9 protein-coding genes are annotated in these 16,107 nt (G+C 50.6%); 3 read left to right on the forward strand and 6 right to left on the reverse strand.

The features are described 5' to 3' along the window. Nucleotides 1–135: 135 nt before the first annotated feature. On the reverse strand, nucleotides 136–2,721 hold the full coding sequence (acnB, locus tag NM96_01525; protein ID AVR78211.1) for a bifunctional aconitate hydratase 2/2-methylisocitrate dehydratase: 2,586 nt from the start codon (nucleotides 2,719–2,721) through the stop codon (nucleotides 136–138). Between the two features lie 239 nt (nucleotides 2,722–2,960). Next, the gene (clpX, locus tag NM96_01530; protein AVR78212.1) at nucleotides 2,961–4,229 is read right to left on the reverse strand and encodes an ATP-dependent Clp protease ATP-binding subunit ClpX; all 1,269 of its coding nucleotides are present in this window, start codon (nucleotides 4,227–4,229) and stop codon (nucleotides 2,961–2,963) included. A gap of 320 nt (nucleotides 4,230–4,549) precedes the next feature. On the opposite strand from clpX, the gene NM96_01535 reads away from it, so the two are divergent. The 3 genes from NM96_01535 to NM96_01545 all read left to right on the forward strand — a co-directional run bounded on the left by NM96_01535 (nucleotide 4,550) and on the right by NM96_01545 (nucleotide 6,736). After that, the gene (locus NM96_01535) at nucleotides 4,550–5,491 is read left to right on the forward strand and encodes a D-alanyl-D-alanine endopeptidase (protein AVR78213.1); all 942 of its coding nucleotides are present in this window, start codon (nucleotides 4,550–4,552) and stop codon (nucleotides 5,489–5,491) included. Between the two features lie 140 nt (nucleotides 5,492–5,631). Beyond that, nucleotides 5,632–6,399 (forward strand): M48 family peptidase, encoded by a 768-nt coding sequence (locus NM96_01540; protein AVR80231.1) that lies wholly within the window; start codon nucleotides 5,632–5,634, stop codon nucleotides 6,397–6,399. Between the two features lie 97 nt (nucleotides 6,400–6,496). Continuing rightward, the gene (locus tag NM96_01545) at nucleotides 6,497–6,736 is read left to right on the forward strand and encodes a DUF333 domain-containing protein (protein AVR78214.1); all 240 of its coding nucleotides are present in this window, start codon (nucleotides 6,497–6,499) and stop codon (nucleotides 6,734–6,736) included. Between the two features lie 173 nt (nucleotides 6,737–6,909). On the opposite strand, the gene NM96_01550 is transcribed toward NM96_01545, so the two are convergent. The 4 genes from NM96_01550 to NM96_01565 all read right to left on the reverse strand — a co-directional run bounded on the left by NM96_01550 (nucleotide 6,910) and on the right by NM96_01565 (nucleotide 16,057). Beyond that, nucleotides 6,910–9,672 carry a TonB-dependent receptor gene (locus NM96_01550; protein AVR78215.1) on the reverse strand — a complete coding sequence of 921 codons (2,763 nt, stop codon included), beginning with the start codon at nucleotides 9,670–9,672 and terminating at the stop codon, nucleotides 6,910–6,912. A gap of 605 nt (nucleotides 9,673–10,277) precedes the next feature. Continuing rightward, the gene (gene recC, locus NM96_01555; GenBank protein ID AVR78216.1) at nucleotides 10,278–13,517 is read right to left on the reverse strand and encodes an exodeoxyribonuclease V subunit gamma; all 3,240 of its coding nucleotides are present in this window, start codon (nucleotides 13,515–13,517) and stop codon (nucleotides 10,278–10,280) included. A gap of 339 nt (nucleotides 13,518–13,856) precedes the next feature. Next, a complete protein-coding gene (locus tag NM96_01560; protein ID AVR78217.1) occupies nucleotides 13,857–15,701 on the reverse strand; it encodes a polymerase in 1,845 nt (614 codons plus the stop codon). After that, nucleotides 15,698–16,057 carry a DUF2069 domain-containing protein gene (locus tag NM96_01565; protein ID AVR78218.1) on the reverse strand — a complete coding sequence of 120 codons (360 nt, stop codon included), beginning with the start codon at nucleotides 16,055–16,057 and terminating at the stop codon, nucleotides 15,698–15,700. The genes NM96_01560 and NM96_01565 overlap by 4 nt, the downstream gene beginning before the upstream one ends. Nucleotides 16,058–16,107: the final 50 nt, after the last annotated feature.

Consider the following 16,107-nt stretch of genomic DNA (forward strand, 5'->3'; position numbering starts at 1 on the left):
TCCGGTAGTAGGGAATATGGTGATTGACTTGAAAACAAAAAAAACAGAACAGCGAAAACTGTTCTGTTTTTTGTTTTCAGACGACCTCACGGGTTTAGCCTCTGAGGGGTCGTCTGAAACGGTTTTACCTACCCATTAAACATTCACGGTTTCGGCTACTTCGTTGTAGCTGTCAATTTCGTTGAAGTTCATGTAGCGGTAGATTTGGTCGCCCTGTTCGTTGATGATGCCGATGTTGGCTTGGTATTCTTCAACGGTCGGGATTTTGCCCAGTTTGGAGCAAATCGCCGCCAACTCTGCCGAGCCGAGATAAACGAAGGTGTTTTTACCCAGGCGGTTCGGGAAGTTTCGGGTAGAAGTGGACATGACAGTTGCACCTTCGTGTACTTGGGCTTGGTTACCCATACACAGCGAACAACCCGGCATTTCCATACGCGCGCCGGCGCGGCCGAGTACGCCGTAGTGGCCTTCGTCAGACAACTCTTTCGCATCCATTTTGGTTGGCGGCGCCATCCACAGGCGGACGGGGATGTCGGACTTGCCTTCCAAGAGTTTGGAGGCGGCGCGAAAGTGGCCGATGTTGGTCATGCACGAACCGATGAACACTTCGTCGATTTTGGTGCCGGAACGTTCGGACATGAAGCATACGTCGTCCGGGTCGTTCGGGCAGGCGATAATCGGCTCTTTGATGTCGTCCATGTTGATTTCAATCACGGCGGCGTATTCGGCATCTTTATCCGCTTCGAGCAGCTCCGGATTCGCCAGCCATTTTTCCATTGCTTTGATACGGCGTTCCAAAGTACGCGGGTCTTGATAGCCGTCGGCAATCATGTTTTTCATCAACACGACGTTGGATTTCATGTACTCGATAATCGGCTCTTTGTTGAGCTTCACGGTACAGCCGGCGGCGGAGCGTTCGGCGGATGCGTCGGTCAATTCAAAGGCTTGCTCCACTTTCAAATCAGGCAGACCTTCGATTTCGAGGATGCGGCCAGAGAAGATGTTTTTCTTACCGGCTTTGGCCACGGTCAGCAAACCTTGCTTAATCGCGTAAAGCGGAATCGCGTTCACCAAATCGCGCAGGGTGACGCCCGGTTGCAGTTTGCCGCTGAAGCGTACCAATACGGATTCAGGCATATCGAGCGGCATCACGCCGGTGGCTGCTGCGAAAGCAACCAAGCCGGAGCCGGCAGGGAAGGAAATACCGATAGGGAAACGGGTGTGGCTGTCGCCGCCGGTGCCGACGGTATCGGGCAGCAGCAGGCGGTTGAGCCATGAGTGGATCACGCCGTCGCCCGGACGCAGAGATACGCCGCCACGGGTAGAAATAAAGGCGGGCAGTTCTTTATGGGTTCTGACATCGACAGGTTTCGGATAAGCAGCGGTGTGACAGAAAGACTGCATCACCATATCGGCGGAGAAGCCCAAACAAGCCAAGTCTTTCAACTCGTCGCGGGTCATCGGGCCGGTAGTGTCTTGCGAGCCGACCGTCGTCATGCGCGGTTCGCAATAAGTACCCGGACGTACGCCTTGTCCTTCGGGCAGACCGCAGGCGCGACCGACCATTTTTTGCGCCAACGTGAAACCGGCTTTGCTTTCGGCAGGCGCTTGAGGCAGACGGAATTCGGTGGAAGCAGGCAGTTTCAGGGCTTCGCGCGCTTTGGCGGTCAGACCGCGGCCGATAATCAGGTTGATACGGCCGCCCGCTTGCACTTCGTCCAGCAATACTTGAGATTTCAGGCTGAATTCGGCAACGGTTTCGCCGTTTTTCACGATTTTGCCTTCATAAGGCAGGATATCGACGACATCGCCCATTTTCAGCGCGGAAACATCGACTTCAATCGGCAGCGCGCCGGAGTCTTCTTGAGTATTGAAGAAAATCGGCGCGATTTTTCCGCCCAAACATACGCCACCGAAGCGTTTGTTCGGCACAAACGGAATGTCTTCGCCGGTATGCCAAATCACAGAGTTGGTCGCGGATTTGCGTGAAGAACCGGTACCGACCACGTCGCCGACATAGGCAACGGGGTGGCCTTTGGCTTTGAGTTCTTCCAACAATTTAATCGGACCGACTTCGCCCGGTTTGTCGGGCGTGATGCCGTCGCGCGGGTTTTTCAGCATCGCCAGCGCGTGCAGCGGAATATCGGGACGACTCCATGCGTCGGGAGCGGGAGAGAGGTCGTCTGTATTGGTTTCGCCGTCAACTTTGAAGACGGTAACGGTGATTTTTTCGGGAACTTTGGCGCGTGAAGTGAACCATTCGGCATCCGCCCAAGATTGCAAAACTTCCTGCGCGTATTTATTGCCTTTTTCGGCCTTTTCCTGAACGTCGTGGAAAGAATCGAACATCAGAAGCGTATGTTTCAAACCTTTGGCAGCGATGGGCGCGAGTTTGTCGTTATCCAAGAGTTCGATTAAGGCGTGAATGTTGTAACCGCCGAGCATCGTACCTAAAAGTTCGGTCGCATATTCGGGGGAAATCAGCGGGCTGGATACGCTGCCTTCGGCAACGGCAGCCAGGAATGAGGCTTTGACTTTGGCGGCATCGTCCACACCGGGCGGAACACGGTGGGCAAGCAGTTCGACCAAGAATTCGCCTTCGCCTGCGGGCGGGTTTTTCAGCAGCTCAACCAAATCGGCGGTTTGCTGCGCGTTCAAAGGGAGGGGTGGGATACCGAGGGCGGCGCGCTCGGCGGCGGCTTTGCGATAGGCTTCTAACATCTCTTTGTTCCTTTTTTCTGTTTTTCTTCTATCCGTTGCAAATGATTTGCAATCAAAGAATTGTAAACAATCCTTTTAGGTATCATAGACCAGTTTGGCAAAAATTGGAATATTTATGTTATCGGATGTAATAGGTGTTTGCTATTGAAACGAATTATCTTGAAAAATACGAAAAGGTCGTCTGAAAACAGGGTTTCAGACGACCTTTTATGTTTTATCGGAATGACCGGTTCGTTCTTTTATCGGGTGTTTGCCTGATATTCGCTTCCGTCTTCACGCAGGAGCTTGGGCTGTTCGCCTTTCTCAATGACGTTTTTACCGATGACAACTTTGGTCACGCCTTTCAAATCAGGCAGTTGATACATGGTATCCAACAGGCAACGTTCAACGATGGAGCGCAGGCCGCGCGCGCCGGTTTTGCGTTCCATTGCCTGACGGGCGATGCTGCGCAAGGCTTCTTCTTCAAATTCCAATTCGACATTTTCCATGCCGAACAGGGTTTGATATTGTTTCACCAAGGCATTTTTCGGCTTGGTCAAAATGTTGACCAATGCGTCTTCGTCCAATTCCGCCAGCGTAGCGATAACGGGCAGACGGCCGATTAACTCGGGAATCAGACCGAATTTAATCAAGTCTTCAGGCTCAACGATTTCAAACAATCCGGTAATGTCGGCATTTTCGTCCTTGCTGTGAACGGACGCGCCAAAACCGATACCGCCTTTTTCAGTACGCTGACGGATCACTTTTTCCAAGCCTGCAAACGCGCCGCCGCAGATAAACAGGATGTTCGTCGTATCGACGTTGATAAATTCCTGATTCGGATGTTTGCGGCCGCCTTGGGGCGGAACGCTGGCAACCGTACCTTCAATCAGTTTCAGCAAGGCTTGTTGCACGCCCTCGCCGGATACGTCGCGGGTAATCGACGGGTTGTCGCTTTTACGCGAGATTTTGTCGATTTCGTCGATATAAACGATGCCGCGCTGGGCTTTTTCGACATCAAAATCGCATTTGCCCAAAAGCTTGGTAATGATTTGTTCGACGTCTTCACCGACATAACCCGCTTCAGTCAGCGTGGTCGCGTCCGCCATGACGAACGGTACGTCCAGTTTGCGCGCTAAAGACTGCGCCAACAGCGTTTTACCCGAACCGGTCGGACCGATAAGCAGGATGTTGGATTTCGACAATTCGACGTTGCCGTTGGCTTTGGGATGGCGCAGGCGTTTGTAATGGTTGTACACCGACACCGCCAAGGCTTTCTTGGCTTGTTCCTGACCGATAACGTGATCGTTGAGGTTGGCGACGATTTCGGCAGGCGTGGGCAGCTTGTTGTTCGGATGGGACGCATCCGTTGCAGATTTGTCTGCGGAGAGGTCGTCTGAACTTTGCAGCATCACGCCGCAAGTTTCTACACATTCGTTACAGATAAAAGCGTTTTCGCCTTCAATCAGGTTTTTGACTTCATGCTCGGATTTTCCGCAAAACGAGCAGGAGCGTTTTTCTTCAGTCATAATTTATCTTCTGTTTTCAAGCAATATCGGCAAACCGTCATCCGAATGCTGCGGGAACGGTTTTCGGCAAAGTCGGTAAGTATAATCAGTATCTTAAGGTTTATCAAATACCGTATGGCAAGCTGTTGGGCGTAAGGTTTTCAGACGACCCTCCGACGCATGGCAACACGCCACAATTTCCCATCCTTAAGATGGTTTCCAATTTGGGAAAAAGATGCAAACAAACGCAAAAAAGCCATATTAAACTTTACATTTTGTTGTATTTTAAGCAAAATATCCCCTTTAATAATTCAATTGTCTTAAATTCTACTGGTTGAAGTATGTCGGTTATGAAATTTTATAAAACACTGAGTGCAGCCTGTTTGGGTATGGCGTTGACTGTCGCCGCCGCCCCTGCCGCTGCAGACGATATGGACGTTTTGGGTCAATTTTTGGAGCAAAATTTTCCAACCCAAAATGACCCGATGGAAGCTTTCGCATTAAGCCACGCACAAAAAATCGAGGCTCAGGCGATGATGGCGGGGCCGCTTTTGACATCGCAGGCTGCTTTGATTTTCAACAACAAAACAGGTGAAATCCTGTATCAGAAAAACGCAGATCGCGTGATGCCGATTGCGTCCATTTCCAAACTGATGAGCGCAATGGTCGTTTTGGACGCACGGTTGGATATGAACGAGCCCATTACCATTACTGCCGATGAAATCGACCGCTTGAAGGGTACAGGCAGCCGCCTTGCAGTCGGCACAACACTGACGCGCGGCGAATTGCTGCACCTGAGCCTGATGAGCAGCGAAAACCGCGCAACCCACGCGCTGGGCCGCACCTATCCGGGCGGTATGTCGGCGTTTGTTGCTGCCATGAATGCCAAAGCGCAAAGTCTTGGCATGTATAGCAGCCGTTTCTACGAACCTACCGGCCTAAATTTCCAAAACGTATCAACCGCCAACGATTTAAACCGTATGGTCGCTGCGGCGAGCAAATATCCGCTCATCAGCAAAAACTCAACCTCCAACTACGGCTCGGTTTGGACGGCAAACGGCCGCCAAAACTATAAAAACTCCAACGCCCTCGTCCGCGAAGGCAGCTGGAACATCGAGCTTCAAAAAACCGGTTATATCCGCGAAGCAGGACGTTCGATGGTGGTTAAGGCAAACGTCCAAAACCAACCGATTACCATCGTATTGCTGAACTCGCCGACTTCGACAACCCGAGTCAACGACGCGCGTAAGATCGAATCTTGGATGTTGCAGCGCCGCTCTTAAAATATTTGTTATGCCGTCTGAAAATCAGGCGGCATTTTATTTTACGGTCAGTGGGTGAAAACGGAAGGCGTTTTGTACGGTTTTGATTTCAATCTTTTGTCAGGCATCAAGGAATTTTTGAAATGAATAAAATCAATAAAATGAATAAAATCAGTAAAAAGTACGGATTATGGTTCGGGGTTGCGGCGTTGGCGGGCTGTACTTCCGTCGCCGATATGGTGGGATACGATACGGCTGCTTTGAATGAGGGAGCCGAGCGAAACTATACGCAGGTTGTACAAAAAGCGCGCAGCCAGAATGCGCTGGATGTCAGCTCTCCGACGGCGCAGCGTGTTCATCGGGTGTTTTCCCGACTGGTTCCGTATGCCAACCGCGCCAACCGTACCGGCATACCTTTTAATTGGCAGATGAATGTTATCCGCAGCAACGAGTTGAATGCTTGGGCGATGCCGGGCGGAAAAATGGCGGTATATACCGGCATGGTCGAACGTTTGCAACTGACGGATGATGAAATCGCCGCAGTCATCGGGCATGAAATGACGCATGCGCTGCTCGAACACAGCAAAAAAGCCATCGGAGGTCAGGTATTGACCGGCTTGGGTGGTTCTATTTTGGCAGGTGCCGTCGGTTTGGACGGGAATTTGGTCGGCGTCGGAACAGATTTATTGGCAACCAAACCTTTTTCGCGTCATCAGGAAAGTGAGGCAGATGCGGGAGGCGTCCGCCTGATGGCTCAGGCAGGTTACAATCCGCAGGCGGCAATCAGCGTATGGGAAAAAATGAATAAGGCGCAAGGCGGCAGTCAGGTAGCCATCTTGTCAACCCATCCCGCCAACAATACCCGTATCGAAGCAATACGAAGGATGTTGCCGGAAGTTATGCCCATTTATCACCAAAATAAACGCTGATATTTTGTGTTGATGGATATTTTCAAACTGTTTTAGAGGTCGTCTGAAAACCGAGTATCCAATTAATAGAGATATTTGGATAGTAAAAGGAAAACATGTGATTAAGCCGATTATTTTAAGCCTCGCGGCTGTAACTACTTTGGCAGCTTGCAATACTCTTGAGAAAGAAAGTGTACCGATGACTGGTATGCCCAATCCGGCTTCAGAATTTTGCGTGAAGCAGGGCGGTAAGTTGGAAATCAAAAAAGACAAGGATGGCGGAGAGTATGGAATGTGCCATCTGCCTGACGGTACCGTTGTGGAAGAGTGGGCGTATTTCCGTCAACACAACAAATAAGCAGCAAGAGTTAAAAAGGTCGTCTGAAACATATGTTCAGACGACCTTTTTATATGCGGAGATCTTTGCAATAAGATGAGTTGAGACCTTTGAGAATATATTGAAAAAGCCGGCAAACATTATGTTTGTCGGCTTTTTAGTCAGCACAGTATTAAGAATGCTGATGGTTGGATTTAGAACTTATAACTGATGGTAAACAGCAAAGTCCTGCCACGCGCATAGTTATTCAGGACGGAGCGTGTCGTGCCACCATATTTGCCATTGCATAAACCGTTGGCATCACATTCGACTTCTTCGTCATCTAAACCGCCTTTTCTTTCAAATACGCTGAAATAGCGCTGAGTTGCGGCATCATTTGCAGCATCCAAAGGATCGATATAGCGTTTATTGAACGCATTTTGAATGTCGAAACGAAGGATAAGGTTTTTCTTCGGTTCGTAATTGGCATAGAAATCAAAAATCAGCGGCTGTCTGTTGATGCTTTCTGTTTTTTTGATCGCCCTTCTGCCCATTTGGTGTGAAGAGTAGGTGTTGGCACCGGTTGTACCGTCAACAAATTCTTCCTCAGTCGTCGCCCGTGTACTTTTGCCGTAATAGCGCATAATGCCGCCGATGGTCAATTTGTTGCCTAACCAGCGGGAACCCAATTCAAACCGCCCGTAATCTCGGGGCAAGCGGGAAATTTTGCTTAAGCCGTAACCTTGTTTGATCTGGTCTTCTTTAGAAGAGTTACGGGGCGACTCGCTGGCATCGCTATAATTGGTCGGCTGGTTGGTTTTTTGATATGCGTAAGACAGGGTTGAAAAAAAGCGGCCAAAATCATAGTTCATTTCCACTTCCAAACCATTTTTATGGACAGGTTTGGCATAGTTTCGATGCTGGATAGAGTATTGCAGGCCGGTACTGGTTACCCAGCTGGGTGCTTTATCCAAATCCCACCATTTGCCATAAACATTGTGAATATAGTTGTTTATCCTGCTGCGATAGGCGACCAGTTTGAAACCCAATACATCATCCGGCTTGAAAATCCCTTTTTTGAAGGTATTGAAGCCTATTTGGTAAGTATTGGCCTGTTCCGGCTTAAGGGCGGTATTGACGCCCGAGTCGCCGATTTGTGAAAAATACATTTCTTGAATATTTGGCATTCTATGCGTACGCGAATAGCTGATAAACGGCATAAAGTAGTCGTTGACATTGATGTTTAATGCTAACGAATGGTTTACCGCATGCTTTTTACCGGATTTGGTATAAACCGGTTCGTAAAGGTCGCAGCTTGGCGTGCAATGCTGTTTATAAATTTCAGAATCTTCTCCAAATGCTTTTTTAAAATCTTCTTGGGTATTGAAGTAGTCGGTATATTCGCCTTTGTAGCGGTAGTTGACCATATTGGTGCTGTAATTCAATTGATAAATGCCTTTTTTCAAGGAAGTATCAAAATAGAACGTATTGAATTTTTGCTGGCCTGAAGGTTGTAATATGGTTGATTTTTGAGGAAATATTCCTTTGTCGCCTTTGAAGCGGCCTAAAAAGCTGTACAGGCCGGCATCTTGATCGGGGCCGTCGTAAAACAGGCTCAGCTCTTCCGGAAAGCGGTTTTTACTGTATTGGTTTTTAAAGAAATTGAAACCGACGGTGGCTTTTAAATCTGTTTTGTTGGGAAGGTTGAAAGAGAAGCGGTTGTTGATATCCAAAAGATTGGCTGTGTTTTTGGTTTCCAAATAATCCAGCAGCCCCCATCCTGAAAAACGTGAGTTTTTCGGATATTTTTGTTTTCCCAGATTATGGGCGGCCAATACGTTTAAATCGACATAATCTCCAATGTTTAAATTGTAATTGGCTTGGTAGTTGCGATTTTCTACTTTGCGGCTGCCGATACGGTTGTTCATGGTACGAAGCTGAAGATCCAGCTTGTTGTTGTCGTTTTCGTATTCCACTTTGACCAAATGACTGTTTGAGCGTTGTTGCAGGCTGCTAGGGTCGATAGGCGTCAGATCCCATTGCGGTGCCAAATTCTCTTTCCAGCTTCTTTCCAAATCATCAACATAATCTCTTTGCAAAACCTCAGGATCGTTATATTTTTTGGAGAAAGGGTAGTCCCAATAGCTTTTACCGACTGCGTTGCGCTTAGAAAAGTCGCGAACCCAACGATTTTGCCCTTGGTCGAATTTCAATAAGTTGCTTTCAAAATATTCTTGTTTTTTACGGTCCAAATATTCTTCGCCAAAATTGCCGATATGCTGACCGCCGCCGCCTACTTTATAGTTTTGCTCGACATTACGGTGGCTGTAACCATATAACGCGCCGAGGCGCGCACCGCTGTCAAACCATTTTTGTACCGCTCCGGTTGCCATAAAATTGCTTTTTGTGCTGTTTGTGCCGGTCAATCCTTTGGTTAAAAGGCCGAAGGTATGGTTTCCGTGTACCACATCGTCCACCCGTAAAGTACGGAAATTGGCTGTACCGGATAAGGTATTGATGCCGTTGGCACCCGAGAAACTGCCTTTGGTTACATCCACACCGGCAATAAAATTGGGATCCAGTGCCGTACCGAATTGCGAAGAGCTGCCGCTGCGTCCGGCATCGGCAGAAGTGGAATAGAAGGTTTGGGTTACGCCGTCAACCATCGTATTGACGCGTCCCAAACCGCTATCGCCACGAATATTGACCGCCAATACCCCCGATCCCTTGTCTTGTTGGGTGAAGACGCCGGGCATGCTCCGCACGATGGCATCGATGTTTTCGCTGGATTGATAAACGCGTTCACGCGAACTTTTGGCTTGACCTTCGGTAAAAACTTTTTTCTCTTTGGCAATGTATTTGCCTTTGACTTGAATTTCATCAAGCTCTTGAGTTGAAACCTCGTCTTCTGCGTGTGCGATACTTGTTATAGCCAGTAAAGATAATGTCAATAGGTTTAATTTGAAATTCGGATTCATAATAGTTACCTCAGAAATGAAGTCCGTTACTTTATAACATATTATTAAACTTTACAAATATTTTAATAATGAATTTCATTTATTAAACAATAAAGCAGATTCTTGTTTTAGGAGATAACTCAAACGCATATGATGAATATGGCTGAAAAGATAAAGCGGGTCTGAATTTGAATTTGATTAGCAGGGAAGAGGGAAGATTTAATTGGATTTAAACAGACGAAAGAAGAAAATTTGATTGCAATATGTGAATTGGGCCGTCGGTTTAAAATGAAACCGGCAAAAAACGTGAAATGCAAAATATAAAGTCAATATAGAAAGATTTGAATTCAGTTGAAGCAAAGACCGATCTTTGCAAAATTTTTCTTTCCCTGACAGCCGAAACCCAAACATGGGTTTTCGGTTGCTGGGGAAAAGGGATTTTTTGCAAAGGTTTCGGTTGTATTTCGGCAACTGTTTTTGAAACATTTGCCCTTTCGAATTTCCAATGGATTCCAGTTTGGTGAATGACGGCGGAAGTGAGGGTTTTAAAAACAGGTTTACCAGGGAAGAGGTCGTCTGAAACGATGAATTCACGTTTTCAGACGACCTCTCCCGATTTTCGGCTTCTATGCCGCATCCGACGATTCTTCCTTTACCGCGTCCAGCAGCGGTATCAGCAGCTCTTCCACCAATCTTTGGAACAACGCTCCTTCTACCGGTTCGGTATCTTCGTTGCCGAACACTAAGGCGACTTCGGTATAGTCTTTTTGCCCTTTGCTGACTTTGTTGCCGTGGTATTCGGTGCGGGCTTTGTTCAGGGCATCTTCCCAGCTCTGTTTTTTGCCGTAGGCTTCGGCGGCGGCAAGGCTGGTTTTGGCGAAGAAAGGCAGCGGGCGCGTTTGTCCGAGGTTGAAGAACGTCAGCCATTTTTGCAGCATTTGTTGCGCTTGGCTGCTAGGGATTGCGGGATAAATCGTTGTTTCTTCAGGCTGAACGATATGGGTTTGGCAGGTTTCGGTTTCAGACGACCCTACCGCCAACCCTACTGCGCAAAAGATTAAATGTTCGAGCAGGAGGGCGATGCGTTGCGGGGCATTGGGTTTGCGGTCGAGGTAGAACACTTGGCCGCATTGGTACAGGTTGCTGAGGCTGCCTTGCAGGGTTTGCCCGTCGAACGGGATTTCGTAGGCGAAAGGCGGCAGTTTGGGGCTTTGCAGCAATGCGCCGTCTATACGTTTGGCGGCGGCTTGGAAATTCTGCTGCCACAATTTACCCAGTTCACCGGCAGGCAACAGGCTTTCGGCGTCGAGGCGGACGGCGGTTTCTTGAAAGTCTTGGTTGTGGCGACGGGCGTCGAGGTAGGCGGCGGCGATTTTGTCGGCGCGTTGCGGCTCGAAGGGTTCGGCGGATTCCCATGCTTCGTCGCGGTAGGGTTCGCGCCAGCCCAAGGTTTGTTGCAGCCATGCTTTGACGGGATTTTTCCAGAAGCGGATGAAATCGTCCTGCCAGACGGTCGGTTCGGGGCTGTTTTCTTCGAGGGCTTCGCTGAAAAACGGACGCGCCTGTTCGCGCGGGCGGTTGAGGGCGTCAGCGTAGTCCTGCCGCGTGCTGAAGAGGTCGTCTGAAATTTTGTCTGCGATGAAATAGCGGTGTGAGAACGGTTGCAGGGGATGTTGTTCGACCCAGTGTTCCGCCAGCTCTTTGCTGCGCCGTCCGGTCATGGCGACGATGGTGTCGATGAGTTCGCTGACAAGGGCGGACGGGGCGAGTTCGTCGTCGTTGCGGATGCTGCGGCCGACGTAGGAAAGATAAAGGATGTCGCGCGCGCTGATGATGGCTTCGAGGAAGAGGTAGCGGTCGTCGTCGCGGCGGGCGCGGTCACCTTTTTGCGGGTGTTTGGCAATCAGGTCGAACACGGCGGCTTTGGTATTGCGCGGGAAATCGCCGTCGTTCAGCCCCAAGAGGCAGATAACTTTAAACGGCAGGCTCCTCATCGGCACCATGCTGCAAAAGGTGATGCCGCCGCGCAGGAATCCTGCCTGACTTTCGCTGCCTAAGAAGCGGCGGATGTGGCGGATGACGGTGTGTTGCGGCAAGGTGCCGCGAAAGCCTGCCAACGCGGTTTCTTCCTGCCATTTTGCCAACGCCTGCTCGAACTGCTGCAAGGCGTATTGGTCGTCGGCGTCGGGCAGGAACAACGACTGCACCAAATCGCGGCAGCGTTCCGTCCATTCCTCCGCCGCTGCGGGTTTGCGCCACTCGGCGGCAAGGCGGGACAGTGTGCGGATAAAGGCGGCAAAGCGGCCGAACACATCAAGGCGGTTGACATCGCCGTACCACGCGCTGACGTTTTGCCAGAGCGGGCTGCCGTCGTCGGGCAGCATCCAGCCCAACACGATGCGTTCCAACGCCTGCTGCCAAGTGAACAGATTGTCCGCCGCGCCGCGCATGGTGCCGTCCAAACCCCAATGCACGTTCAACTCGGCAATGGTGTCGTGCAGCAGCGGCAAATCGTCCGCCGTCAGCCCGAAACGGCGCAGCACCAAACCGCTTTCCAACAGCGGCAGCACTTTATCGACTTCAAACCGGCTTTCCAGCAAATCCAGCGTCTGCTCCAGCGCGTAAAGCAGCGGCTGGCGGCGGCTGAGTTTCACGTCCGACACCGAATACGGCAAAGCCTGCGCCCCGCCCTGTGCCTGCCCGAACACCGCTTCGATAAACGGGCTGTATGGTTCGATGTTCGGCGTCAAAACGGCAATATCGTGCGGCTGCCAGTCGGGATGTTCGTGCAGAATCCGCAACAGCTTGTCTTTCAAAATCTGCAATTCGCGCAGAGGGCTGTGTGCCGACACGATACGGACGGAGCCGTCGTCCAGCAAATCCGCGCGGCTGTGTTCAGAGTGCGTAGCCTGCCCGTGGTACGGCATCCGCAGGTTTTGAATGTCGTTTTGCAGGCAGTGCAGCAGCGTGTCGTCTGAAACCTCTTCAAACACAGGCTGCTCCTCCAAGCCGATTTCCGTCAGAAAATCAAAAAAATCACGCCCCTGCTTGCCCAACGACGCCAAGAGCGGATGCCCCGTCTGCGACAAATCCGCCTCGTCGCCGCCCTTCAAAAGCTGCGCCGCCTCAATCACATTGCCCCAATACTGGCCGCTCGGATTGAGCGCGAACACAAACACATCGCAATGTTCCGAAATTTTCTGCAAAAGCTGCAAATACATCGGCGCCATCGTCGAAATGCCGAACACGAAAAACCGCTCGGGCAGGTGCGCCTTATCCAAAGACGACAGCAGCTTTTCCCACAGCGCCACACGGTGCGGCGCGGATTGGTTGCCGTCGTCCAAATAGCGCCAAAGCTGCGCCTGCCAGACCTCGTCCTCGCCCAGTCCCAGAAGTTTGCCTTCCTGCCAGGCATCAATCCACTGCGGTCGGTACACTAGATACTGGTCGAAAATATCCGCCAACTGCCCCGCCAACTGATAATCCGCCGACTCACCGCTGCCCAAATAGCTTTGCAAGACAGAGCGGACGTTTTTAAATTCAGAGGTCGTCTGAAAACGCTCGCTGCGAAACAAATCCAAAAGCCGCCAGCGCATCACCTCCGGCGAAAACGGACTGAGCGCGGGAATATCGGGAATCAGCTTCTGCATCAACTGCCACGTCAAACCCGCCGGCAGGCTGAATTGCAAATTCGCCGCCACCCCCAGTTCGCGCGCCAGATACACGCTCAAATAACGTCGCATCCCCTGACTCTGCACCACAATCTGTTCCGCCGCCAAAGCAGACTCAAGCGGCCTGACCCTTTGGATTCCGGCAAACAGGGCGGCTAGTGATTCGAGGCGGTTGGACTGGTAGAGGTAGAACATGGCGGGAGTAGGGCGGTGGATAATAAACGGGATTATATAGTGGATTGCAATAGAAAATACCTGCGCGTGAATATCGGTACAGGTATTTTTATTTGGATCGACAGGATATGGGCTTATCGGCTGATGACGGTTGTTTTACCGGATCTGTTTTAGGGATTGAATAGTAACGGAGAGAGATGGGTTTAAAGTCGTCTGAAAACGTTTCAGACGACCTTAAAACATATTTAAATCGCTATGTCCGAATATGGTTTCTCTTGCCAGTGGGAAATGGTAGGCCGGCTGTTTATTGGGATCGATAGCAAAAGGTCGTCTGAAAATATTTCAGACGACCTTGGTTGTTTACGATGCCGGTATCTCCGCCGCGCAAGGTTTGGCGGTTTTATGTTTTGGCGATTTCAGGAAATTGCGGCAGTCTTCCAAAATTTGGGGCAGAAGCGGTTTGAATTCCTTTCTACTGCGGATTTTGCCGGTGTAAAACGGCATCATGTAAGGATAGTAATAATACATATCTTGCATCCATTGCGCGCCTTCTTTGGTTTTACCTTGACGGTAGAGGTAGAGGCCGACCTGGTAGGCATTGCTGTAAGGGCGGTAGGTGAGTGCGTCGAATGCCGCTTTTTGCGCCCAAGGTTGGACTTTTTCATCGGCCGGATCGGCACGGCGGGTCAGGCTCAGGTCGGCATAATAGGCCAGCATGGGACTGGTTTCGGAAATGCGGCGCAGTCCGGAAATTTTGGCGTTAACTTGAGACGGGTCGTCGGTTTTGGGTTGACGGCTGTAAGCGGTCAGGTCGGTGTAGTTCCAGCCTAAGTGCAGCGTGCCGCCGATAATGGCCAATGCGGCGATACCGCCTGCCAAATTGCGGCGGCGGGCTTGTTTGATTCCGTCGGATACATCTTCAAAACGCGCGCTTGAGAGCGAAAGCATGAGGGCGAACGGAGTCAGGAAGTAGATGTACCAAAGCGGGTATTCGAGCATGCTGTGGCACATGGTTACGCTTGCGGCGGTCAGTAGGAACAGGTTGGCAGGATTGGACGGACGGGTAATCAAACGCCAAACGCCCGCCAGCATGGTTCCCGCACTCAATAATGCACCTGTCAGCCCCATTTCGGCAAGGATTTGCAGGATAAGGTTGTGGCAGTGGGTGAACAAAACGCCGAGAATGTTATTGGCAAAGTACTGTTTTTCCGCATTTAACAGGAAACTCAGGCTGCCGAAGCTGTTCCAGCCGTGTCCGAGGATTGGGGAGCGGGTAAAGGCGGTCCAGGCATTCCGCCATTCGATTTGGCGCGCAGAACCTTCAAAATCGCTGTGCCCCGCACGTTCGACGGCGGTTTCGTAACGGCTGTTGCCCAGTAAATCAAGCAATGTCCCCATGCCGAACTGGAAAACCGCAGCCAATACCGCTGCGAAAAAGAAGATTTTAATTAAGCGCACCGATTCGCGGCCTGCCCGCCAGTACCAAAAAGGCAGAATCAATACGATGGCGATGATATAGCCCAAGATAGTACGCGAGTTGACCAAACCCAAGACGGCAGTCAGCAGAAATACGCAAACCAATCCCAGCCAGTCGGGCATTTTCCGCGTTGCCCATAAATAGGATGCGGCAAGTACGCCCCACATCAGATAATGGCCCAGATGGTTGCGCTGCCCGAGCTGGCCGTTTACCGTTCCGCCGCCGTAAGCCAATATGCCGTGGAACAGGGAAATGTCCGACCATCCTTTGAACTGCATAAACGCCACGACAGCCTGCGCGGCTGCACCAAAAAACAACGACCATGCGAATACGGTAACAACCCGGTCCTGCCCGTAAGCGGAAATCCAGCCGCGGCAGGCCCAGGCAGAAAGGGCGAGAATGACGAAAGTCCATGCCGCCAAGTCGCTCATCCCCGGATACAGCAAACCCATTGCCCGTGGCTGTATCGCCCAATATGCCGCCATCAGCAACAGTCCGACAGATACATAAGGCAGGCGGATATTGAGTAAGCCTTTATATGCAGAAGCCAATACTAAAATTGTCGCCCCCAATAGAGACCCGGCTTCAAGGTAGAAGCTCGACAGCGGGCCTACGCGGTAAATCGACAGGAAAGGGACGGCGCAAACCCAGATAAAACAAACCCATAAAGGCAGCAAGCGGATATTCCATTCATTTTTAAGATGATATGCGGTACGGGCAAACATCATTTCCCCTCTTTTTTGTGTTGTTTGATAAATGCGAGACAGGCGACAAAGAAAATTATGCAGGAGGTGAGCGACAATGTGGCGCACAGGCGTTCGGCAGGCGAAGCGTCAAACAGGCGCATGACCGCCTCGGCAAAATAAATCAGAATCAGCATAGAGCTGTATTGATAAGTATAAATACGGCCCTTGAGTATGCCGCCCAGTGGCAGGCATAAAGGCAGGGCTTTGAGGGCAAGCCATGAACCGCCGTTGCGCAAAGGCGCAATCCACAATTCCCAAGACAGGGAAAGCAGAATCAGAAAAATCAGGCTGGCACACGAGGCAAGATAGGGTAGGGAAGGTTTCGATGATGTATTCACGGGCAGGTCTGAACGGCTTTCAGCCGGATATTGGAACGCGAATTATACCG

Source organism: Neisseria mucosa, assembly GCA_003028315.1.
Taxonomy (GTDB): Bacteria; Pseudomonadota; Gammaproteobacteria; order Burkholderiales; family Neisseriaceae; genus Neisseria; species Neisseria mucosa.

Coding starts and splice junctions, on each gene's coding strand:
- recC (AVR78216.1), bottom strand. CDS start 13,517: ATGTTCTACCTCTACCAGTCCAACCGCCTCGAATCACTAGCCGCCCTG.
- NM96_01550 (AVR78215.1), bottom strand. CDS start 9,672: ATGAATCCGAATTTCAAATTAAACCTATTGACATTATCTTTACTGGCT.
- clpX (AVR78212.1), bottom strand. CDS start 4,229: ATGACTGAAGAAAAACGCTCCTGCTCGTTTTGCGGAAAATCCGAGCAT.
- acnB (AVR78211.1), bottom strand. CDS start 2,721: ATGTTAGAAGCCTATCGCAAAGCCGCCGCCGAGCGCGCCGCCCTCGGT.
- NM96_01560 (AVR78217.1), bottom strand. CDS start 15,701: ATGATGTTTGCCCGTACCGCATATCATCTTAAAAATGAATGGAATATC.
- NM96_01540 (AVR80231.1), top strand. CDS start 5,632: ATGAATAAAATCAGTAAAAAGTACGGATTATGGTTCGGGGTTGCGGCG.
- NM96_01535 (AVR78213.1), top strand. CDS start 4,550: ATGTCGGTTATGAAATTTTATAAAACACTGAGTGCAGCCTGTTTGGGT.